21 protein-coding genes are annotated in these 21,173 nt (G+C 67.4%); 8 read left to right on the forward strand and 13 right to left on the reverse strand.

What is annotated here, in order from left to right; genetic code table 11:
* The 3 genes from glyS to recO are packed head-to-tail and all read right to left on the reverse strand — an operon-like array spanning position 1 to position 3,939.
* A complete protein-coding gene (glyS, locus tag VN461_07400; protein HXB54591.1) occupies positions 1 to 2,274 on the reverse strand; it encodes a glycine--tRNA ligase subunit beta in 2,274 nt (757 codons plus the stop codon).
* Entirely contained in the window at positions 2,267 to 3,187 is a 921-nt protein-coding gene (locus tag VN461_07405; GenBank protein ID HXB54592.1) for a glycine--tRNA ligase subunit alpha, read from the reverse strand. Before VN461_07405 ends, glyS begins: the two co-directional genes overlap by 8 nt.
* Positions 3,184 to 3,939 (reverse strand): DNA repair protein RecO, encoded by a 756-nt coding sequence (gene recO, locus VN461_07410; protein ID HXB54593.1) that lies wholly within the window; start codon positions 3,937 to 3,939, stop codon positions 3,184 to 3,186. The genes VN461_07405 and recO overlap by 4 nt, the downstream gene beginning before the upstream one ends.
* 101 nt (positions 3,940 to 4,040) lie before the next feature.
* Here recO and VN461_07415 point away from each other — a divergent pair, with 101 nt between their 5' ends.
* From VN461_07415 to apaG, 4 genes are read left to right on the forward strand one after another with little or no spacing between them, the layout of a single operon-like run.
* Positions 4,041 to 4,496 (forward strand): rhodanese-like domain-containing protein, encoded by a 456-nt coding sequence (locus VN461_07415; protein ID HXB54594.1) that lies wholly within the window; start codon positions 4,041 to 4,043, stop codon positions 4,494 to 4,496.
* Positions 4,493 to 4,981, forward strand: coding sequence for a MauE/DoxX family redox-associated membrane protein (locus VN461_07420; GenBank protein ID HXB54595.1), 489 nt, complete (start codon positions 4,493 to 4,495; stop codon positions 4,979 to 4,981). Before VN461_07415 ends, VN461_07420 begins: the two co-directional genes overlap by 4 nt.
* 33 nt (positions 4,982 to 5,014) lie before the next feature.
* Positions 5,015 to 5,635, forward strand: a complete 621-nt coding sequence (locus VN461_07425) for a hypothetical protein (protein ID HXB54596.1) — start codon at positions 5,015 to 5,017, stop codon at positions 5,633 to 5,635.
* Positions 5,632 to 6,015 (forward strand): Co2+/Mg2+ efflux protein ApaG, encoded by a 384-nt coding sequence (gene apaG / locus VN461_07430; GenBank protein HXB54597.1) that lies wholly within the window; start codon positions 5,632 to 5,634, stop codon positions 6,013 to 6,015. Before VN461_07425 ends, apaG begins: the two co-directional genes overlap by 4 nt.
* Before the next feature lie 114 nt (positions 6,016 to 6,129).
* On the opposite strand, the gene dapF is transcribed toward apaG, so the two are convergent.
* Genes dapF through VN461_07460 form a run of 6 tightly spaced genes read right to left on the reverse strand, consistent with a single transcriptional unit; the run spans position 6,130 to position 12,329 of the window.
* Positions 6,130 to 6,960, reverse strand: a complete 831-nt coding sequence (gene dapF, locus VN461_07435; protein ID HXB54598.1) for a diaminopimelate epimerase — start codon at positions 6,958 to 6,960, stop codon at positions 6,130 to 6,132.
* Positions 6,957 to 8,003, reverse strand: a complete 1,047-nt coding sequence (locus VN461_07440; protein ID HXB54599.1) for a hypothetical protein — start codon at positions 8,001 to 8,003, stop codon at positions 6,957 to 6,959. The genes dapF and VN461_07440 overlap by 4 nt, the downstream gene beginning before the upstream one ends.
* The gene (locus tag VN461_07445) at positions 7,970 to 8,452 is read right to left on the reverse strand and encodes an HIT domain-containing protein (GenBank protein HXB54600.1); all 483 of its coding nucleotides are present in this window, start codon (positions 8,450 to 8,452) and stop codon (positions 7,970 to 7,972) included. The genes VN461_07440 and VN461_07445 overlap by 34 nt, the downstream gene beginning before the upstream one ends.
* A complete protein-coding gene (locus VN461_07450) occupies positions 8,452 to 10,233 on the reverse strand; it encodes an adenylate/guanylate cyclase domain-containing protein (protein HXB54601.1) in 1,782 nt (593 codons plus the stop codon). Before VN461_07450 ends, VN461_07445 begins: the two co-directional genes overlap by 1 nt.
* A gap of 15 nt (positions 10,234 to 10,248) precedes the next feature.
* Positions 10,249 to 10,527, reverse strand: a complete 279-nt coding sequence (locus tag VN461_07455) for an HU family DNA-binding protein (protein HXB54602.1) — start codon at positions 10,525 to 10,527, stop codon at positions 10,249 to 10,251.
* Between the two features lie 8 nt (positions 10,528 to 10,535).
* Positions 10,536 to 12,329: a 30S ribosomal protein S1 gene (locus VN461_07460; protein HXB54603.1), complete on the reverse strand. Its 1,794-nt coding sequence runs from the start codon at positions 12,327 to 12,329 to the stop codon at positions 10,536 to 10,538.
* A 427-nt stretch (positions 12,330 to 12,756) separates the two neighbouring features.
* Here VN461_07460 and tatA point away from each other — a divergent pair, with 427 nt between their 5' ends.
* Complete coding sequence (gene tatA / locus VN461_07465) at positions 12,757 to 12,975, forward strand: twin-arginine translocase TatA/TatE family subunit (protein ID HXB54604.1); 219 nt, start codon at positions 12,757 to 12,759, stop codon at positions 12,973 to 12,975.
* Between the two features lie 115 nt (positions 12,976 to 13,090).
* Here tatA and VN461_07470 read toward each other — a convergent pair whose 3' ends face one another.
* The gene (locus VN461_07470; GenBank protein ID HXB54605.1) at positions 13,091 to 14,149 is read right to left on the reverse strand and encodes an acetamidase/formamidase family protein; all 1,059 of its coding nucleotides are present in this window, start codon (positions 14,147 to 14,149) and stop codon (positions 13,091 to 13,093) included.
* A gap of 236 nt (positions 14,150 to 14,385) precedes the next feature.
* On the opposite strand from VN461_07470, the gene VN461_07475 reads away from it, so the two are divergent.
* The gene (locus VN461_07475; GenBank protein ID HXB54606.1) at positions 14,386 to 15,375 is read left to right on the forward strand and encodes a polysaccharide deacetylase; all 990 of its coding nucleotides are present in this window, start codon (positions 14,386 to 14,388) and stop codon (positions 15,373 to 15,375) included.
* Between the two features lie 74 nt (positions 15,376 to 15,449).
* Here VN461_07475 and VN461_07480 read toward each other — a convergent pair whose 3' ends face one another.
* On the reverse strand, positions 15,450 to 15,917 hold the full coding sequence (locus VN461_07480; protein ID HXB54607.1) for a YbhB/YbcL family Raf kinase inhibitor-like protein: 468 nt from the start codon (positions 15,915 to 15,917) through the stop codon (positions 15,450 to 15,452).
* Positions 15,918 to 16,177: 260 nt separating this feature from the next.
* Positions 16,178 to 16,642, reverse strand: coding sequence for an NYN domain-containing protein (locus VN461_07485; GenBank protein HXB54608.1), 465 nt, complete (start codon positions 16,640 to 16,642; stop codon positions 16,178 to 16,180).
* Positions 16,643 to 16,752: 110 nt separating this feature from the next.
* Between VN461_07485 and VN461_07490 the strand changes: the two genes are divergently transcribed.
* Together VN461_07490 and VN461_07495 are read left to right on the forward strand one after the other, a co-directional pair.
* Positions 16,753 to 18,879 carry a DUF4388 domain-containing protein gene (locus VN461_07490; GenBank protein HXB54609.1) on the forward strand — a complete coding sequence of 709 codons (2,127 nt, stop codon included), beginning with the start codon at positions 16,753 to 16,755 and terminating at the stop codon, positions 18,877 to 18,879.
* A gap of 2 nt (positions 18,880 to 18,881) precedes the next feature.
* The gene (locus VN461_07495; protein ID HXB54610.1) at positions 18,882 to 20,180 is read left to right on the forward strand and encodes a hypothetical protein; all 1,299 of its coding nucleotides are present in this window, start codon (positions 18,882 to 18,884) and stop codon (positions 20,178 to 20,180) included.
* Between the two features lies 1 nt (position 20,181).
* Here the strand turns inward: VN461_07495 and VN461_07500 are convergent, their stop codons facing one another.
* Complete coding sequence (locus VN461_07500) at positions 20,182 to 21,153, reverse strand: SDR family oxidoreductase (protein HXB54611.1); 972 nt, start codon at positions 21,151 to 21,153, stop codon at positions 20,182 to 20,184.
* Positions 21,154 to 21,173 lie beyond the last annotated feature (20 nt).

Genomic DNA, 21,173 nt, shown 5'->3' on the forward strand with positions numbered 1-21,173 from the left:
CTAGCCTCCGAGTCTGGAAATATCGGCGATGCGACTAACAGGCTTAATCAAGTATTCCATCAAACCGAGCCGATTCCGCCTAAGGTGTTCCTGTTCCGCCAGAACAAGTACCTCGGAAAAGAAGCGGTCGACCGATCCCGCGAGTTGGCCGACAGAACGAAGCCGAGTCTCGTACTCTGTTTCCGACAAGTGACCCTTATCATCTCTCCAACCCCGGCGAGACTCTTCGATAGCTCGGTACAGGGCGATTTCTGCATTCTCGACGAGGTGCCTTTCGTCAAAGAAACCGATGCCGGGCGACTTGGTCAGAATGTTGTTCGCACGTTTGAAGGCCGTCGCTAGTTGTGCGAAATCGTCCTGATGCTCCGCTCTTACCTTGTGGAGGGCGCGCAACCGCAGAAGACAGTCGTACGGATCCTCTAGCGCGTAAGGGCCTACTGTGGGATCCGTGTAGAGAACTGCAGCGACCTCAACAGCTGCGAAACCTCGATACTCAAGTAAGTACGCCAGACGATCTAGCAAGAAGAGCTGAAGCGCACCGGTTACCTTGTCGTGCGGCCCACGAAGCTCGATACCGCACTCTCGGTAACCTCCGAAGGCCTCGTCAATCAGTCGGATGATGTTAGTTCGCTCTTCGTTCGACGTTGGCCTCCAGAAGTCGAGCACGACACGCAATGCTCCCTGCGCCGCTCGACGAAGACCGAAAGGATCCCGGCTACCTGTGGGATCCTCCCCGATTCCAAAATAACCTACCAGAGTGTCGAGTTTGTCTGCCAGCGACACAGCCGCGAAGATCCGGGCGGCCACACCTGATTCGGCAAATTCGAGCGCCGGCCGGTCCTCTTGGCCGATGGCTATTGGCTCGTAATGCCAGCGCACGGCCTCAGCCACGTCCTCAGCCGCCCCCTGCTTGCGGAGGTAGAGCCCGCCCATGGTCCCCTGTAGTTCTGGGAACTCGCGGACCATAAGCGTAGTCAGGTCCACTTTGGCGAGCTCCGCTGCTTCTGACGCTGCTCTTCGCTGCGCATCGTCCATGAGACCGAGCTCGCCCATGACTTGAACGAGTTGGACTAGGCGCTTAGCCTTGTCTCTATAGGTGCCGAGACCCTGGTGAAACGTGATTCCCGTCAGGTCACCTACCCGCTTGGCGAGAGGCCGCTTCAGGTCTTCCTCGTAGAAGAACGAAGCATCGCGTAGCCGAGCAACCACAACTCGCTCCATACCCCGACGGATCTCATCTTCCGTGGAGCCGTCTGTGTTGGTCACGGCCGCAAAACCAACCACCTGCGCCTCGCGCACGCCGAGAGGAAGGTACTTCTGGTGGTGAACGAGCACGGTCGTGATCACTTGCTCGGGGAGATGATGGAACTGCTCGGGCACCCGACCGCGTATGACCGTGGGATACTCAACGAGGTCGCGCCATTCGACACGCAAGTCATGGTCATCGCTTCCCAGGGCGTCGACTGCGAACGTTGCTAGCTCTCGCGCTATTTTCGCTTCCCGATCGGCTGCGTCCAGCAGGACGAAGTTCCTACTTAGGGCCTCACAAAGATCCGCGAACGATCCGACCGTCTGCGGCCTGCCGGCCGCACCCTTCGGCAGGAACCGGTGTCCGTAAGTAACATTTCCGGTTTCCACGATCGCTTGACCTCTTGTACCCCGGACGAGCTCGTAGATCGTAAAGGGTACGACTTTCGAGTTGATGAGGGCCACGAGCCAACGAACTGGCCGTCCGAACGGGAAAGAACCCTTGCCGTCTTCGAGCCAGGCGTCCCAACTCATTCGCTTGGGAAACGCAAGGTACCTTAGCGTGCCGGCGATCACTCCCGGAAGGACCGCTTCTGCCAGTTCCGCAGGCAGCTCTCTTCGAAATAAGAGGTGCTCCTCCGTGCCGGCCTTGACGCCGGTCTTCAGCTCGTCGGGTGGGACGCCGACCTTCGCCGCGAAACCCAACGCTGCCCGTGTCCACACCCCGCTTTGATCCTTGGCGGCCTTAAGCGACGGGCCCCAGATTTCAGCCGTTCGCGGCTGTTGACGGGCAGGCACTTCGCTCTTGAGCACGAGGCGACGCGGAGTGAACCACGCCTGGGTTGCTTCAAAGAGTGCGTCCCGTTCAGAGGCAGGAGAGGGAACTCCGGGCGCCAATGGCTGGCCAAAGCAAAGTCGCTGTTCAAGGGCGCAATCGACGAATCCGTCCCGGAGCTGTTTGCTCAGCTGCACCAGCCAAGCTGCGGGGAGTTCCTCGCAGCCGATCTCGAGGAGAAACTCAGCCACGTGTAGCCCTGTCTGAGCTATCGAAGCGTGTTTGGCCCTCTGGTTCTTCCGGGGGCTTGATGTACGCCGCTGCAACGGCACACGCCAGCTTCCGTATCGCCAGGATCATCCCCGCCCGCTGGCTCACGGAAATGGCGCCGCGCGCGTCCAGGACGTTGAAGGCGTGGGAGGACTTCAGGCACCAATCGTAGGCGGCGAGTACCGAACGCCCCCCCGGCGCCTTCATCACCCGCCATCCTTCCGCCAAGTAGCTATCGAAGAGCCTCCGGTGGAGCTCGACGTCGGCCAGCTCGAAGGAGTACCGCGAGAGCTCGTACTCCTCCTCGTGGCGCACATCGCGGTAGAGACGGTCGGCCGACCAGCGAAGGTCGTAGACATCGTCCACGTCCTGGAGGTACATGGCGATGCGCTCCAGGCCGTAGGTGATCTCCCCGGAGATAGGGGCGAGGTCGATGGCCCCCGCCTGCTGAAAGTAGGTGAACTGCGTGATCTCCTGTCCGTCCAGGAGCACTTGCCAGCCGATCCCCCACGCCCCCAAAGTGGGCGACTCCCAGTTGTCCTCCTCGAACCGAACGTCGTGGGCGGCGGGATCGATGCCGAGCGCTTCCAGGCTCTGCAGGTAGATGCCTTGGATGTCCGCCGGGGGCGGCTTCAGGATCACCTGAAACTGCATGTGCTTGTAGAGCCGGTTGGGGTTCTGCCCGTACCGCCCGTCCGCGGGCCGGCGCGAGGGCTGGACGTAGGCCACGCGCCAGGGATCTCCTCCCAGCACGCGGAGAAAAGTCTCTGGATGCATGGTGCCGGCGCCCACCTCCCCGTCCCAGGGCTGGTGGATCAGGCAGCCGCGGTCCGCCCAGTAACGCTCCAGGACGAAGACGAGGTCTTGGAGGGTAGCTGGCGTCTGGCCCCTCAACTCCCTACCTCGCGGGCCACGTCCTTGAGGACGCGGTGGGAGCGCAGCCGCCGCTCGAGGTGGTTCGAGATCAGGTCCTGGTGGAACGTTTCGAGGGGCATGGCCTCGGGAGGGAGGGGTCCTTTCATGTCCGCGGGCGCCCGCGAGAAGACCTCGGCCAGAAAGGCCCGAGCCCCCTCGGGGAGCACCGGACCCGAGACGGGTCCGCAATTCTCGCACACGAAGCCCCGCGCCGCACTGTGATACCGCAGGGGGCCGAACCCGAGCGCCCCCCCGCAGGAGGCACAGCGGTCGAGGGGCGGGTAGATCCCGTGGATACGCAGGAGCCAGGCTTCGAGGTAGCGCGCGAGGAGGCGGTCGGGCGTGCCCTCTTCGGCGGCTCGGATGGTGGCCAGGGCCAGGCGGTAGACCTTCTCCTCCGCCTCGCCTTCCTGGGCGAAAGCGTCCAGCAGCTCCGCCAGGTAGGACAGGGTCATGACCGTTTCCAGGCCGCGCCGGCCCGCGCCGAAAGCTGACCGCAGCAGCTCGCACTCGCCCAGGCGGAAAAGGTCTGCGCCCTGCCGGCCGTAGAGTCCCACCCGGACTTCGCTGAGCGGCTCCAGGGCCGACTGGTAACGGGGTCGGGGCCCTCGGGCCCCCTTGGCCACGGCCCGGACTTTACCCCGCTCCCGGGTGAGCAGGACGACCAATTTGCTCGTCTCGCCCAGCTTGTACGTGCGAAGGACCAAGGCCTCCGAGGTGATGAGGGGCATGGCGCGCGTCCGGCGACTCGCCCGAACACGCTACGCTAACACAGCCGCCGAGCGCGCGCCATTGTTGAAGGAGCGGACGGGCCCGTGCTAGGTTCAGACCCATGGGCCTGCGCTTCGGGCGGATCGTCGCGATCTTGGGGCTGGGAGCGGCCCTCGGCCTCCTCTGGAACGGCTTCTCCGGCCGCGGACTTGCCCTGGGGCGGAGCGTTTTCGTCCAGCGGGGGGACGAGGTCATCGAGGCGGGCGAGGCCAAGGCGCGCCTCGACCGCGGCGCCCTCTTCCTCGACGCGCGGCCAGCCGACTTCTACAAGATGGGCCACATTCCGGGGGCTCTTCCCTTGCCCGAGCCCGACTTCGAACGCGCCTTCGCGGCTCTGGAACCGCGGCTCCGCCGCCACTTCAACCTGGTCGTGTACTGCAGCGGCTACGGGTGCGAGGCCAGCAACATCGTGGCCCGCCACCTCCGCGAGAAGGGCATCCACGCCGCCATCCTCAACGAGGGGTGGCCCGCGTGGACCGACGCCGGCTACCCCGTCCGCTCGGGCGAGGCGCCATGAACGCGCTCCGCCACCCCGGACTCCATCTCATCCTCCGTCTCCTCCTCGGCGGTCTGTTCGTCTATGCCAGTCTGAACAAGATCGCAGACCCCCCCGCCTTCGCCCGCATCGTCTACCAATGGCAGGTCTTTGGAGCCGTCCCCTCCAACCTGGTGGCCGTGATCCTGCCCTGGGTCGAAGCCCTGGCCGGGATCCTGCTCCTGGCCGGGATCTGGAAGCGCGAGGCTGCGCTCGTGGTCGCGCTCCTGCTCGTGGTGTTCCTGGCCGCGGCGGGCTCGGTGATGGCCCGCGGCATCGACGTCGAGAACTGCGGTTGCACCTCGGTGGCGGCCAAGGCGGAGGCAGGCGTATTCCACGGCGTCGGCTGGTTCCTGGTGCTCCGCAACGCCTTCCTGCTGGCCTCGAGCCTGGTCCTGGTGGGCGTACCCGCGGATGCGGTCGAGGGCCGCCGCGCCCTGGTGCAGGCGGAGGGTCCCTCCCGTTGACATTGCCGGCGGCCCCCGCCTAGCATCCTTCGCTTGCGTGCCGCACGGAATGACCGTCCGGCCCTTCCCAGGGAGGCCTGCACTCTCCTGGCCGCCCTTTGGCTGGGCGCGTGCAACCACCCGCCCCTGAAGGAGGTGGCGGCCGCGGAGAGCCTGCTCGAGCAGGCCCGAACCGAGGGCGCGCAGGAGTTCGCCCCCGAGCGCTGGAAGGAGGCTCAGGAGGCGCTCCGAACGGCCAAGGCTCGCCTTCAGGATAGGGACTACCGGGGGGCCATCTCCTCCGCCACCGAGGCCGCGGAGAGGTCGCGGGCCGCGGGCCAGGCCGCGATAGCGGGAAAGGCGGCGGCCCGACAGGCGGTGGAGGCGGATCGGGCGGAGGTGGACGCGGTCCTCGCCGAGCTTGCTTCTCTCCGGGAGCAGGCCACAAAGGCGAAGGTGCCGGACGCGGTCCTCGCCGAAGTCGAGGGGGCGGCGGCGGCCGTCAACGAGGGTATGCGGGAGGCCGAGACCCGCCTGCAGCAAGGGGATCTCCTGGCGGCCCAGGCGTTGGCGGCGGAGCTCAAGGCCCGGGCCGCGCCCTTGACCACCGCCTTCCGCCAGGCCCAGGTGAAATGGGAGGCGGCCCACCCCCGCGGAGGCCGACGGAGGCGATGAGCAATACCGTCACCCGGGGCGTCCGCGTGCAAGTGAAGAGCAGCTACCTCCCGGAACGCAGTTCACCCCGCGACGAGCACTACTTCTTCACCTACCGGGTCCGCATTTCCAACGAAGGGCCGGAGACCGTGCAGCTCGTGAGTCGGGAGTGGATCATCACCAACGCCGAGGGCGAGGTGGAGAGAGTCCGGGGGCCGGGCGTCGTCGGTGAGCAGCCGGTGCTGGGCCCGGGGGAGTCGTTCGAGTACACGAGCTTTTGCCCACTGAGAACACGGATTGGCTCCATGCACGGCTCGTATCGGATGGTGACCGCGAGCGGCGAGTCATTCGATGCCGCCATTGCCCCCTTCTCGCTGGCGGTGCCGACGGCGCTGAATTGAGCGCGCGGGCGCCGCGCGGACTCCCGCCCCAGCCGGGGGTGGTCCGGAGGTGAGCCGAGGCCAGGGGCCGCAGGGGGGGCCGGTGCGTCCGACCCTCGCCCACCGCCCGCGGACCTAGGCCAGCCACTCCCCTTCGAAGAGGATCTCGACCTCGCCCGTTTGGAAGACGGCTCCTCCCTCCGGCCACTCGACTTCGAGCGTGCCGCCGTCACACACCACGCGCAGATGACGGTTGGCGCGGCCGGCGAGGATGGCGGCCACGGCCGCGCTGGCGGCCCCCGTCCCGGAGGCGCTGGTCGGCCCCACTCCCCGCTCCCAGAACCGGGCCCGCACCTGGCCGGGGTCCGTCACGGAGACGAACTCGACGTTGGTGCGATGGGGAAAGAAGGGATGGCCCTCGAGGGCCGGGCCGAGGAGGGCGATGAGGGCGTCCTCCGCGGGCTGCTCGAGGAGGAGAGCGCAGTGCGGGTTCCCGAAGGAGAGCGCCGTGATCCGGACCGTGCGACCGGCGGCCTCCAGGGGATGATCGACGAGGAGGGGTTGCGGCGGTTCGAGGGCGACGGGAATGGATGCCGTGGCCAGGATCGGGGGGCCCAGGTCGGTGCCCACGCGAAAGCGGCTTCCCTCGAGGCTCTCGACCCGCACCCGCCGGGGTCCGGGCGCGGTGTGGACGACGTGCTCGGCGGGTGCCCAGCCCGCGCGCACGGCCAGGGCGGCAAGGCAGCGCACTCCGTTGCCGGAGATCTCGGCCTCGCTACCATCGGCGTTTACCAGACGCATCCGGACCCCGTCGGGAGCGGGTTCGTGGAGAAGCAAGCCATCCCCCCCGATCCCCCGGTGGCGATTGCACAGGCGCCGCGCCCATGGGGCCACCGGGGACGGCGCGTCCCGGGCGGCGACGAGGATGAAGTCGTTGCCCAGGCCATGGGCCTTAGCGAAATTCACTTCCGGGTCTTCCCTCGCCGGAGCGGGGACGGGGGCGGGAAGGTGGCCACGGCCAGGACGCTCTCGCCCTGAAAGCCGGCGGGCCGCCACTCTTTTCCGCCGTCCAGGGTGTGGAACAGGCCTTGGTCCGTGGCCAGGAACGCCTCCAGGCCGGCCGCGGGAGCCAGGGGGAACAGGAGCTGGGTGGGGGACCCCGCCCCCGCCGTGCCCAGCCGGGTCCAGGTGGTTCCCGCGTCCTCGCTGCGGAAGAAGCCGCCATCCGCGGCCGCGTAGAGGAAGGGCCCGAGCCAGATCAGGTCCCCGACCCGGTGGCCCGCCAACCCGGCCGATACCCAGGTCCGGCCCCCGTTCGAGGATCGAAAGACCCCCGCTTGGCCGACCCCCACAAAGAGGACGGGGTCCACTGCGAAGAAGGAAGAGAGGGCCATCGCCCGGACGTCCCCCGGCGGCAGGCCCTCCCCGGGCCCCTCGAAATGCGCGCCGGCGTCGTTGGAGATCAGGACGCCGCGGCCGGTCGCCATGACCAGCGCCGGCCCGGGCCACTCCAGCCGGAAGACGGAGGTCCCCCAGAGGCTCGTGGACGCGAACGTGCGCCCCCCATCTCCGGATTTCAGAAGCCCAGCGGCGGTGCCCACGAAGAGGGTCGGGTCCGACTGGGGGTAGCGCGAGGACAGCAGGCAAAGAACGGGGGGCGAGCTCCCGGTCCGCTCCCAGATCTCCCCGAAGTCCTTGGAGAGGTAGATCCCCTCCTCGCCCCCCACGTATACCAACGGACCCAGGGGCATGATGCCGCGGGCGGCCCCGAGGAGGTCCAGCTGGGCCCCCGTGGTCTGCCCAAGCACGCGCTGCCAGCTGCCACCCCAGTCTCGGGACCGCCAGAGGCCGGCCGGGGTCCCCGCGAAGAGCGTGAGGCTGGCGGTGACGGGATCGGTACGGTTCTGCCCCGCCGACGGCCCCCCCGCGAGGGAAGCCGACAGCAGCAGACACACGGCCAGCGCGCGGGGGGTCGTCAGCGCGGAAAGTAGGCGCGTAGGCGCTCGCAAGCCTTCACCGGATCCTCGGGGATCACCCGGGTATCGCCGAACACGGTTAGGAAGTTCGTGTCGCCCGTCCAGCGCGGGACCATGTGGAGGTGGATGTGATCGGCCACCCCCGCTCCCGCCGGACGCCCGAGGTTCATGCCTAGGTTGATTCCCTCGGGGTGATAGGCGTCGGCCAGCACTTCCTCCAGGCGACGGGCCAAGCCCATCATCTCCGCGAGCTCCTCGGGGGTGGCTCCGCTGAGGGTGCCCACGTGCCGCCGGGTCGCCACCAGGAGATGCCCGGCGTTGTAAGGGAAGAGGTTCATGACCACAAAGTTCAAGGAACCCACGTGCACCACCAGGCGGTCGGCCCCTCCCGCCCCCTCCAGGGCGCGGCAGAGGACGCAGCCGGATGGCTGACCCGCGGAGGTCACGTACTCATGCCTCCAGGGCGCCCACATCCGCTCCATCAGCGGTCCTCATAGTCCACATCGTACACGGGAAGGCTGGACCGGACCCCCTTGAACTTCGCGTCCCCCGCGTAGCGGAAGAGGATTCGGCGCCCGATGACCTCGTCCTCGTACTCCACGATTCCCTCCCCGTGGACGAGAGCCAGATGGGTCTCGAGTTGAACGAGGGTGTCCCGGCTGATGGCAATCCCCTCGTTGAAGAGGCCGCCCCGGGCGTCCACGATCACGCGCAGGCCGGAGGCACGAACGGGCCCCGGGGGCGGCGGCGCCTCCGCCTCGTCCTCCTCCATCGGCTTCTTGGCGCCCGAGGAGAGCCGGCCCGCGAGGTTGACATTGCGTCCGATGACCGTGCTTTGCACGGTCTTCTCGTCGGCGAGAAAGCGGGCCAGATAGGCGCGCCCATAATGGATGGCGATCCCCATCTTGAAGTACGTCATGCCCCCCTCGCGCTGGCGGCGCAGGGTGTCCTGGCAAAGAATGGCGGTGCGCAGCGCGTTCAAAGGGTCCAAGGGATCGGCGTGGCCGGTACCGTAGGTGACCATCATGCCGTCCCCAAGGAACTTGTCCACCGTTCCCCCGAAGCGCCGGACGTGGGGGATGAAGGCGTCGAACACCGTATAGAGCTCCTGGGTCAGGTCGCGCTCCGAGATCTGGCCTTCCGACGTTTGGGTGAACCCACGGAGGTCCAGGAAGAGGACGGTGGCATTGACGGCATTGTTGTGGACCTGGGCGGACTCCCCGAACTCATAGATGCGCAGGCCGCGGCTGGCTTTGTCCTCGACATCCTTCTCCTCCCCCAGGGCGCCGCCCAGGAGGCAGATGCGGTCCCGCACCTGGGTAAGGATCTCGAAGCGCTTGACTCCCGTCACCACATCCAGGAAAGCGTCGACGATCTCCGCCGGCTTGCGGCGCTCCAGCTCCGCCTTCAGCAGGGTCGAGGCCATGAGCCGGCTACCCGTGGCCCAGGCATCGCCCAGGAGGTAGGTGAGGATGTGGCCGTTCATCATGATCTTGGGGAGGCTGGAAGGCTTCAGGTACTGCTCCCGGGGCAGCCCGGGCATGTGGCGGGAGGCGCGGGCGAGCAGACCCCGGTCTCCTTCCCGCAGGCGGCGCTCGGTCTCGCGGAGCAGGATCTGCTGGATCTCTTGGAAGGCTTCCGCGGTGATGCGGTAGCGCTTGTTGGCGCTCAGGAAGTGGTTGAAGTCGAGTTCCGCCACCGAGCATTCGGTGAAGGCAAAGCCGTCCTCGATGATGGACTCGATCAAGGCCGGGCTGTCATCGCCCCAGATCTGGGGTCCCTCCCCATTCCGGCGCGACTCCTGATCCAGGCGCCGGTAGAAGGAGGCGAGCAGGGGGTGCAGGGAATACTTCGCCTTGCGGACGGCCGGGGTCTTGGCTTCCAGTTCACGGAGAAACTCCGCCACGTCGCGGCTGTGGCCCAGCCAGAATAGGTTGAGCAGGCCGGACCGTCGGTCGACGGCCCGCATGGAGCGGAGAATCCGACCGAGGGCGGTCTCGTACTCCGCCTGGTCGCGGGACGCGTCGGGGCGGAAGCCTTGGGACTCCAACCCAATCTGGGCGAGCAAGCTCTGGAGGAAGCGGCGAAGGAGCGTCCGCAGCCGGGGGTGAAATGTGAGGAGGTAGACGTCGCGCTCGCCGTCCCGCTCCAGGGGAGGGAGGCGCGGGAGGGGGGAGCCCAGGAGCCCCTCCGTCTCCGCGACGCCACCCGCTACGAAACGGGAGGAGATGGGATCCTTGTGGAAGAGAGAAACGGGTCCCATCGCGAAGGGAGCAGATTAGCGACGGTTGATCAGCTCCCGGAGTTCCTTGCCGGGCTTGAAGTGCGGAACCTTCTTGGCGGGCACGAGCACTCCCGCTCCCGTCTTCGGGTTCCGGCCGGTACGGCTGTCCCGTCGCCGGATCCGGAAGCTGCCGAAGCCCCGCAGTTCGATCTTGTCGCCCTTCTGGAGAGCGTCGATGATGGAGGAGAACACGGCTTCCACGATGACCTCCGAGTGCTTGCGGGTGAGGTCGGAGACGCGCGAGACCTCATCCACCAGCTCCGCCTTGGTCATGGAGCCCTTTACTCCTCCGCGCTCTCCCGCGCAGCTTGGGCAGCCCGGAAGGCGTCCCCGAGAGTGGAACGGTCGCTGCCCGCCGTTTCCCGGTAGCTGTCCAGGTCCTTCTGGGTCTCGTCCTGCTTCACCGCGCGGATGGAGAGACCGATCTTCTTCTCCCCCTCGTTGATCTTGATGATCTTCATGGGGAAAACGTCTCCCACTTTGAAGGCTTCCCCGGGCTTCTCAGTCCGCTTCTCATCAAGCTCGGAAACGTGGACGAGGCCCTCGATGCCCTCGTGGAGCTCCACGAAGGCGCCGAAGTTGGTGAGGCGGACGATCTTGCCTTCCACGATGTCCCCCACCTTGTGGTGGGTGAAAAACTCGTCCCAGATGTCGGTGGCGAGCTGCTTCAGGCCCAGGGAGAGCCGCTGGTTCTCGGCGTCGATGTTGAGAACCACCGCTTCGACCACGTCGCCCTTCTTCAGGACCTCGGAGGGGTGCTTCACGCGCTTGGTCCAGGAGAGGTCGGATATGTGGATGAGGCCGTCGATCCCCTCCTCCACCTCGACGAAGGCTCCGAACTCGGTCAGGTTCCGTACCTTGCCCTTGATGTGCGAGCCGACCGGGTACTTCTCGACGAGCTGGGCCCAGGGATTGGCCTCGACCTGCTTCAAGCCCAGGCTAATCCGGTGGGCTTCCTGGTCGATGCCGAGCACGGCGCACTCCACCTCCTGGCCCACGGTCAGGATCTTGGAGGGGTGCTTGACCTTCTTGGACCAGGACATCTCGGAGACGTGGATGAGGCCCTCGACACCCTGCTCCAGCTCCACGAAGGCGCCGTAGTCCGTGAGGCTGACCACCTTGCCCTTCACCCGGGTTCCCGCCGGGTACTTGATAGTGGCGGTGGTCCAGGGATCAGCCTTGAGCTGCTTGTATCCCAAGGAGACGCGCTCGGTCTCGCGGTCGAACTTCAGGACCTGGACCTTCACTTCGTCCCCGACGTTCAGAACCTCGCTCGGGTGGTTGATCCGGCCCCAGGACATGTCGGTGATGTGCAGCAGACCGTCGATGCCCCCCAGGTCCACGAAGGCCCCGTACTCGGTGATGTTCTTCACCACCCCCATCAGGACCTTACCCTCCTCGAGCGTCTCCAGGGTGTCGCGCTTCTTCTCGGCGTTCTCCTCCTCGAGGACGGCCTTGCGGGAGAGGACGATGTTGCCGCGCTTCTTGTTGACCTTGATGACCCGCATGCGCAGCTCCTGGCCCCGGAGGCTGTCCAGGTTCCGCACCGGCCGCAGGTCCACCTGGCTGCCGGGAAGGAAAGCGCGCACGCCGATGTCGACGGCCAACCCGCCCTTGACCCGCTCGATGACGCGGCCGGTCACGACGCGGCGCTCCTGGTAGGCGCGCTCCACGTCGTCCCAGACCTTCATCTTCTCGGCCTTCTCCTTGGACAGGACAACGTAGCCTTCCTTGTCCTCGGTCTTCTCGAGAAGGACGTCGACGATGTCGCCGGCTTTGATCGAGAGCGTGCCCGTCTCGTCCCGGAACTCCTCGATGGGGATGATGCCTTCGGACTTGTAGCCAACGTCGACAATCACTTCCGAGGCCGAGACCTGCAGGACGACCCCTTTCACGACCTCGCCCTCGGCGAAGTTCTTGAAGCTGACCTCGTACATGTCGAGCTGGCGTTCGAACTCTTCGGGGTCGATTATGGGTTCGTGGGTGGGCTCGGGGGTGGGCGGGGCGGGTACGGCCACCGCGCTCTTGGGCGCGATGGGGGCGACGGACTTCTCTGCTTTTTCAGTCTCCGGCATGAGTGGGGCGAAACCTCCAGGGTATGGATTATCCCAGGCGAACAATAACCCTTTAAGGCCACCGCTCGTCAGGGACTAAACACCAATTCTAGGGGCTTTTCTGCCCCGCTGTCAAGAAGATGGCCAACGTGGGCAGGGGTCTACCGTTCACGTGACAACGGGGCCTGCCTGGGGACCCATGCTCGCCCATGGGACCGCGCCGTTGACCCAAGAAGGCACTCCTCGTCGACCAGACCCTCTCGACGAGCCCTTGAAGAGGTCGCGAGAACGCGAGATGGGCGACAAGTTGTTGACCTGATTCGACTCCAGACAATTGACGGCCTTGAGGTCTGGGTGGTTCGCGGGGCGCTCGAGTCCGTGCTCCTCTCCGGCACCCGTCGTGGTCTAATAGAGAGGCGGTCCGTGCCGCTCTTTGGGAGGCGTTGTCATGATCGAAGGTTTGCTGCAGCCGATGCACTTGCTCCTGATCCTCGGCATCGCGCTCATCATTTTCGGGCCCTCGAAGCTGCCGGAGTTGGGCAAGGCCCTGGGTGAGTCGATTCGAGGGTTCAAGAGCGCGATGCAGGGGGACGAGCCGGGTGCCAAGAACACATCCCGGGACGACTCCGCGGCGCTGCCCGCGCCCCCCGACGACAAGAAAGCCTGATCCTCGGTTCTGCCGGCACCGGGGTCCGGGCCCGCCGCACTTCGTGCACGGTGGCGGGATCCCCCGCTTCGGAGCTCACCGTCGCGCGCCTCCTTGAGGACGGGCCTCGCTCGCCTCAACGCACGGAAGCGGGCACGAAGATCGCTTTCGGGATCATGGCATGCACTCCCTTGTTGCCATCCGCCAGCTGAGTGATGCTCAAATCGGCGGCCACGCTCGCCAGCATGTAGGCGTCGTCCCGGGACATGTGCTTCTCCGTGGCCAGGTAGTCGAGCATCTCCCGCAGCGCCATTCGCGTCGCTTCGGTGAGGTCTTCGTGCAGGCCCATGGTGATGACGTGGGTGGGGGTCTCCGCGCGCGGCCAGCGCAAGTGCAGGTCCTTTCGCACCACGAGCTGGAAGGTGCCGAGGAGCGAGGTCTCGAGGGCAGTGATGTCGACCTCGCCGTTGCCCTGCCCCGCGTGGCCATCGCCCACCAGTAGAAGCGCTCCCCGCGCGTGCACGGGAATATAGAGGGTCGTGCCCGCCACGAGCTCCTTGTTGTCGAGGTTTCCTGCGTGTATCCAGGGCGGTGCGCTGCTGATACGACCCGACACCTCCGGCGGGGCCACCCCAATGCTGCCGAAAAAGGGCCGCAAAGGAATCTCGACGCCGTCCGCGAAGCGCGCCACCATGCGCCGCTCGTCGAGGGGGATGATCCGCATCCGGGGGTAGGGGAAGTCCTCGGGCAGGAAGCCCCGACCGGGAGCAAACGCATTGTAGGCGTAGGGGAGGGCGAGGCGGACGGTCTTGATACGGACCTCGAGCACGTCGCCCGGCTCCGCTCCCTCGACGAAGATGGGCCCGGTGAGGATGTGTCCACCCGGGCCCTTATTCGTCACCTCTCGGTAGATCTCGCGCAGAGCCGGCTCCACCTGCTCCGGAGGGAGGCCCGCTCCCTCGAGCCGAGCCGGGCTCGAGGTGATCAGTGTCTTGATCTCGACCAGGTCGCCGGAAGCCACGCGTAGCGCGGGCGGCGTGGCCGCGTCGTAGTATCCCCAGGCCACGGTCCGCGGGGTGGGAGCTAGGCTGAGCGGCGTGCGGGCAGACTCCCCGCCCGAGGCCGGCTTTACCCATCCCGTGGAGGCCAGGCTGGCCAAGGTGGCCACGGCCGCGATCAAGGCTCGTGTCGACATAGATCCTCCTGAGCCAGGCGGAGAGGGGCACCGACCCACGATTCCGCGCCGGCCCGCGCTGAAGCCAGGGGGAGCTGGCGTCCCCGCACGCTACCCCCTTGCCCCAAAAAACGTCAAGCGGAGTCCCGAGGCAGATCGCGGCCCGACCGCGTAGAGTGACGCTCTCCCCCGGACGGGAAGCATGCTTCGCGCGCACCTCGCGCGAAGCCTACAAGATCCGTACACTGAGGGTGGTGATGACGAGCCTCTTCCGCCTACCCGGTCTGCTGTGCTGGCCCTTGGCCGCGTTCCTGGGCGGCCCCGCGACCCCGGGCGTCAAAGACTACCGTATTTTCTTCGCGACCTGCCGAGCACCACAGTGCGAAAGACCGTGGGTGTCGCTCCGGGCCTTCCGCCGGGGCGCTCAGGACTTCGTGCTGGTCGTCGACCCCGAAAGCCTCGACACCCTGCTCCTCCCCACCGCGGGCCTGAAGGTCAAGAAGTCGTCCTGGCGGGAGGTGCGGGACGCGACCAGAGCCACCCCCTTCGGACGGGCGCTGAGCGACGCGGAGAGGACTGCGACCGCCGAGCAGGATGCCGGCATCCGCCACGCCCTGCCCGCGGGAAAAGGTGTTGTGCTCACCATCGACCTCTGTCCGTCGACCCGCCCCCTCGACCAGCGCCTGTTTACGACCATCCTTGCCGAGTTCGAGCCCGAGGAGAGGCCGGTCCCCCTGGGGATCGCCATCACCGGCCGCTGGATGCTCGAGCACCCCAAGGACCTCGCGTGGCTAAGGGAGCTCGAGGGGGAGGGCCAGATTGCGGCGACATGGATCAACCACTCGTTCAACCACCGCTACAGCCCGGACCTGCCGCTGTCCCGGAACTTCTTACGCGAGGCCGGTACCGACCTCGACTTCGAGGTTTTGGCCACCGAGTCGGCAATGATCGACAACGGCCTCCGCCCATCCGCCTTCTTCCGCTTCCCCGGCCTCGTGTCCGACCCGAAGCTGGTTCACCGCGTGATCTCGTACGGCCTAATCCCGGTCGGATCCGACGCCTGGCTGGCCAAGAACCAGGCCCCGTTGCAGGGCAGCATTGTGCTCGTGCACGGCAACGGCAACGAGCCGATCGGGATCGCCAAGTTTCTCTCCCTCGTCCGGACGGAGCGGAAGGCCATACGCGAAAAGGACTGGCTCCTCTTTGATCTCAGGCAGAGCGTGTCCCGGGCGGAAGAGGTACCGTGACCCGGCCCGCGCGGGGGCGCATCTGCCCGTCCGTCGGCGAAGGCTTGGCCGCCGGAGGTTCCGCTCCCGATCCGCTAGCGTTTCTGGTAAGTGCCGACGAGGTCCGCTTGAGCAAGCACGTGGCCCTTCATCGCCTGTTCCAGCGCACTCTTCGTGGGCATCCCCAGATCGGCTAAGACCACGTCCAAGGCGTACAGCTTGTGAAAGTACCGGTGGCGTCCGATGGGCGGACACGGACCGCGGTATCCGCTGCTCTGCCAGTCATTCCGACCCTCGTGAGCGCCGGCCGGAAGGTCGTGGGCCCGGGCCCCCTCGGGGAGGCCGTTTGCGGCCGGCGGAATGTTGTAGACGACCCAGTGCACCCAAGTCGTTTGGGGCGCGCTCGGGTCGGGAGCGTCCGGATCGTCCACGATGAGGGCCAGGCTCTTCGTCCCCGGCGGGAGGCCGGACCACGAGAGGGCGGGCGAGGCGTCCTGCCCCTCGCACGTGTGTCGGGAGGGAATCTCTCCCTGGGGGGAGAAGCTGGAGGAGGCCAGGTTCATCGCCCGCGCATCCGCTCCGGCCAGCGCGAGGAGCCACGACAGAAAGACGGTGAAACCGGGGCGGACGAGTGTATTCATGAGGCCCCTCCCCGGGACCACGCTATGCAAGGCGCGGCAGTGCTGTCAAGAGCGCGTATCGAGCCATTCAAAATGAACCGGGGGAGGTATCGTCGCGCCATTCAAGAAGTAACCCTCGTCCTCGCGAATGGCGTTCGCGCCCTTGACCTCCGGAGAAGGAGCCGACTGATTGGTGGCGCCGCTTACTTCGACCCCCCGAACCTCCGCAGCCACCCCTCGATGTCATCCTCTCGATCGGGCTTCTCGGAAGACTCACCCCCGTCCCGCCCCCGACCGGGTTTTCGCTCAAGGAGATTCCACTCGTGGGCGCGGAGCACGGAGGCGCCCGCGGTCTTCGCATAAGAGTAGAGGGCCTTGTCCGAAGTCACTACGATGAGCTCCGCGGGCCGGGGAGCCCGGTCCAAGAGCTCGCGGATCACAGTGTCCGCGTCCACGCCGGCCGGGGGAACCCGCAGGGAGACGGGGCCCAAGTCCTGGGCCGCCATTTCCGGTCGTAGGGGATGCCCATCGAACACAATTGTTGCCTTTACATTGCGGGCGCGGCAAAAGGAAGCGACCCTCCGGACGACCTCGGCGCGACGGTCGTTCCCTCCGACCGGGCCGCCCCAAGAGCCAAGGAGATTGTTTCCGTCGATCAGGTAAGGCAAGGGCCCACCCCTCCGGGATGCCGAGGCTGTCCCCCCCGCGTGTTAATATACTGAATCTGCGCGTGATGCGCCCTTGGGTTAAGCCGGGTCTTCGGGCGCCGGGAGGGTAGATGGCTGAGGCGTTCCCGACCAGCGGGAACATCGATCCCAAAGTATTTCCCTTCATCCTCATGGATCTCCACCAGCGCGGGGCCACTGGCTCGCTCAAGGTGGACGGGCCAGCCTATCCGAAGGCCCTTTATCTCCGGGGCGGCCGCATCCTCTTCGGGTCATCCAATGATCCCAAGGACCAGCTCGGCTCGATCTTGATCGAGAACGGGAAGATCACGACCGAGCAACTGGAGGATGTCAACGTCAAGGTGGGGCCGGGCAACCCCCTCGCCAAGGTGCTGTCGGAGAGCGGGTACGTCAACCAGCGTGAGCTGGGTGAAGCGGCCCGGATCAAGGTGGAGCGGATCCTCTCTGACGTGATCGCCTACACGTCCGGGACCTTCGAGTTTGAAGACGGGGTCCTGCCGAAGGGGGCGGTGGATCTCAAGCTCTCCACCGAGCGTCTCCTCCTGGCCGCGGTGCGCCGCATCCCCGACCGGGGGTTCGTCTTGCGGCACTTGGAGAGCCTCGGGGTCGTGCTGAAGCCGGCCGAGGCCATGAATCCGCGCCTGCTCGAGATCGGGGCCGAGACCGGGGGCCTGCCCGAGCGGCTCGACGGGCAGCGCTCGCTGAAAGAGGCGGCGTCCCTCACCCGGCTGGATGAGTTCGAGGCGGCCAAGGTGGCCTGCGGCTTGCTTTTCCTGGGCCTGGTGACGCGGGCGGAGGACGCGGTTGAAGGGGGGGCGCCGCGAGCGGGGGCGGGTGGGGAGGGAGAGTTGGACCTGGCCCAGACCGCCCGCGCCGCCTTCGGAGACGACTCCCAGGGCGAGACTCCGGCCGCTCCCCACCACGCGGAAACGGATGCGCCGTTCTTCGTGTCCGAGCCGACCTCGTCTTCCCCCGAGCCGGCTCTCCCTCTCCCCGGTGCCGAGCCCCCCGCCTTCGCAGCGTCCGGGCCCGCGGGCTTCCCGATGCCCGAGCCCGACCCGAGCCAGTTCGCCATGGTGGAGCCCGGGTCGCCGGCGTTCGCCGATTCGGAGGCCCCGGTCTTTGCCGAGCCGGCAGCATTCGCGCCCCCCGCCCAGCCGGCGAGCCCCCTGACGCTGGGCGTGGAGCCTGAGCCCACACCCGCCGTCACTTTCGGCAGCATGGATTCCACGCCCTCCAGCCCGGGGCTGGCGGAATCAGCCCCCGGCTTCGAGATCGCGACCACTTCCGGCTTTGCCTCGAGCGCACCTTCGCTTGCTCCCCGCGCGGCACCCGACACGTTCGAAGACGTCACGCCCCCGCCGGCCGTGACCTACCCCGATCCGGGGCCCATCGAGGACCACACTTCCGAGCCCGTCCCCACCTCGCGCCCCTCCAGGGATGACCTGGCCGCCCTCGATGCCCTTTTGAACCCATCCGGCTCGGGGTCCGCCCTCGGTTCCGGGGAGAAGCCGAAACCTCAGGAGCGCTGGGAGCCCCAGTTCCGTCCGACGTCGGCAGGTCGGCCGAACCGCAAGCGGAGCTCGCCGGCGCTGGCCTGGGTCCTCGGGGGGCTGGGAGTGACGGCGGCGATTGCCGGAGCTGGGTTCTACTTCTTTGGATCGCAGATCCTGAGGGTTGTCGCCCGGGCCCGGCCGGCCCGTACCCCGGCGCCGGTGGCCGCCCCCACGGCCTCCCCGTCCGTGCCTCCGGAACGCCCGGTGACCCCTGCCCCTGCGCCCACCGCCAGCGCATCAGCGGCCGCTCCCGCCACCACCGCGCCTCCCCCTTCCCCGCCGGCCACGCCTGCTCCCGCCCCCACCGCCAGCCCTCGCCCGTCCACCGCGACCGCAGACGCGCACAGCCTGCTCCAGAGCGGCTCCTATCTGGAGGCGGCTCAGGCATTCGCCTCCGGCCTGAAGAAATCCGGGCCGCGGTTCAGCATCCAGATCCTCGTGGCCTGCTCCACCGAAACCATCCAGAAAGCCAACCAGTCCGTGCCGGGAGACGAGCTCTACATCCTGCCCGTCACCTTCAAGGGGCGGAGCTGTTATCGCATCTGCTGGGGCACGTATCCGACGGAGGAGGCCGCCGCTGCGGGTCTGCGCGCGCTGCCCGAATACTTCCGGAGGGGAGGAGCCACTCCCAAGGTCGTGCCCACGGCCGGGATGCTCAACTAACCTTGCCCCAGTTTTCCCCCCTCCCTCCCTCCCGCGCCCTCCGCGCGGGCCTGCTCGGCCTGCTGCTGGCCGCCCCGGTGGGGGCCGACGTCATCACCCTGACCAACGGGCACGTCATCGAAGCGGATCGGGCATGGTACGAGGGCTCGCAGCTACGCTACGAGAAGAACGGCGGGGTTTTCGGACTTCCCCGCGACCTCGTCCAGAAGGTCGAGGCCGGCCCGCGAGGGGAGCCGATCACCGACTCCGAGGTTCTCCGGAGCCGGGAGAAGCTGGCCGCCCAGGATCCGGGGGAGGCGCTGCGCTTTGCCCGCCTCGCCCTGTTCCATAACCCCCAGTCCATTCCGGCCATGCAGGCCCTGATCGAGGCGCAGCTCGCCTTGGGTGAGCTCCCCGCTGCCCGCGAAACGGCCGAGCGCGCAGTGCGCATGGACGAGCGGAATCCTCGGTCACGATCGCTTCTGGGCGATGTCTTGGTCGCGCTCGGAGACCGGGCACGGGCCGAAGAGGAATATCGCCACAGTCTGGTGCTGCGCCCCGATCCCCTGGTTCGTCGGAAACTCGCGGAGATCGCGGCCCCCGCGCAGACCGCAGCCCCCGAAGCGCAGTTCCGGATCCGCTACGACGGGGGGGTCAACGAGCCCCTGGGCGTGGCCGTTCTCAAGGCCCTGACCGAGAGCTATTCCGACTACACGAAGCGCCTCGGCTTCAGCCCCGACCTCCCCGTCACTGTCGTGCTCGAGACCAACGCGGGCTTCCGGGATACCACCCGAGCCCCGGAATGGGCAGAGGGGTGGAACGACGGGACGATCCGGGTGCCGGTCATGGGCCTGGACCAGCCCACACCCCGTCTCCTCCGCGTGCTCCGCCATGAGTTGGCCCACTCGTTCGTGGCCGCCCGTACCGGCAACAACTGCCCGGTCTGGCTGCAGGAGGGGATCGCCCAATGGCTGGAGGGCGGCGATCCCGCGCGGGACGACGCCACCCTGGCTCTCCTGGCCCGGGCTGGGCGCTTGCCCAATCTCTTGACCCTCGAAGGGCCGTTCCGCGGCCTGGCGGAGGCGGAGGCCGCGATCGCCTATGCGGAGAGCCTGTCCGCGGTGGCCCATATCCTGCGCACGCGTGGCGAGGCCGGGGTCGTTCGCCTGGTGGCCGCCCTCTCCGACCGCCTGCCCTCGGAAGAAGCACTGCCGGTGGCGCTGGCCCTCAGTTACGCCGAGTTCCAGAAGAGCTGGGAAGACTTCCTGCGCGGGACTGACAAAAACGGCCCCGTGGGCACGCCCGCGAGCCCACCGCGTTAGCTCAGGCGCCTCCGTCCGCCCCCCCCTCGCGATACCACTTCACCGTCCGTTGCAGACCGGTCTCGAGGTCCACCTGCGGCCGGTAGCCCAGCAGCCGGCGGGCGAGGCGGAGGTCGGCCAGGCTGTGGCGAACGTCGCCCGGGCGGCCCGGTTTACGTTCCGCGCGGGCCGGCTGTTCGGTGAGCCGGGCTAAGATCGCCAGCAGGCGCCTCACGCTCACCCGCTCTCCGAAGGCTACATTCACGGCCTGACCGGCGGGCTTCCGGACCTTGAGAGCGAGTTGGTTCGCCTCCACGACGTTCTCGACGTAGGTGAAGTCGCGGCTCTGGAGGCCGTCCCCGTAGATGAGGGGGCGGCGCCCGGCCAACAAGGCCCTTATGAAGAGGCTGATGACCCCGCTGTAGGGGGAGTCCGCCCGCTGGCGAGGACCGAACACGTTGAAGTAGCGGAGGGTCAGGGTTTCCATGCCGTAGAGGTTCGCGAAGAGGCGCACGTAGTACTCCCCCGTCAGCTTCCCAACCGCATAGGGAGAGAGGGGGCGGGGCGGCAGGGATTCGCGCTTCGGCAACTCCCGCGTGTCCCCGTAAACCGAGGACGACCCCGCATAGATGAAGCGGCGCACGCCCGCGTCCCGGGCGGCCAGAAGAACGGTCAGGGTGGCGGTGGGGTTGGCGCGGTGCGAGAGGGCGGGGTCCCGGACCGAGCGCGCGACGCTCGGCACCGCGGCCTGGTGCAGGACGGTCTCCATGCCCCGCACCCCCCGGGCCGCGGCCCGCGGGTCGGAACAGTCTCCCCGCATCACCTCCACGTCGCCCCTCACGGCTCCCAGGTTGCCGCGGCTCCCGGATGAGAAGTCATCGAGCACGCGGACCCGGTGGCCGGCACGCACGAGGGCCTCTACCAGGTGGCTGCCGATGAACCCTGCTCCGCCGGTGACCAGTATCCTCAGGAGTCTCTCCTCGGCGTCCGACATCGCCGTCGGGTCGGGCGGGA

The organism is Vicinamibacteria bacterium (assembly GCA_035570235.1).
Classification (GTDB): Bacteria; Acidobacteriota; Vicinamibacteria; order Fen-336; family Fen-336; genus DATMML01.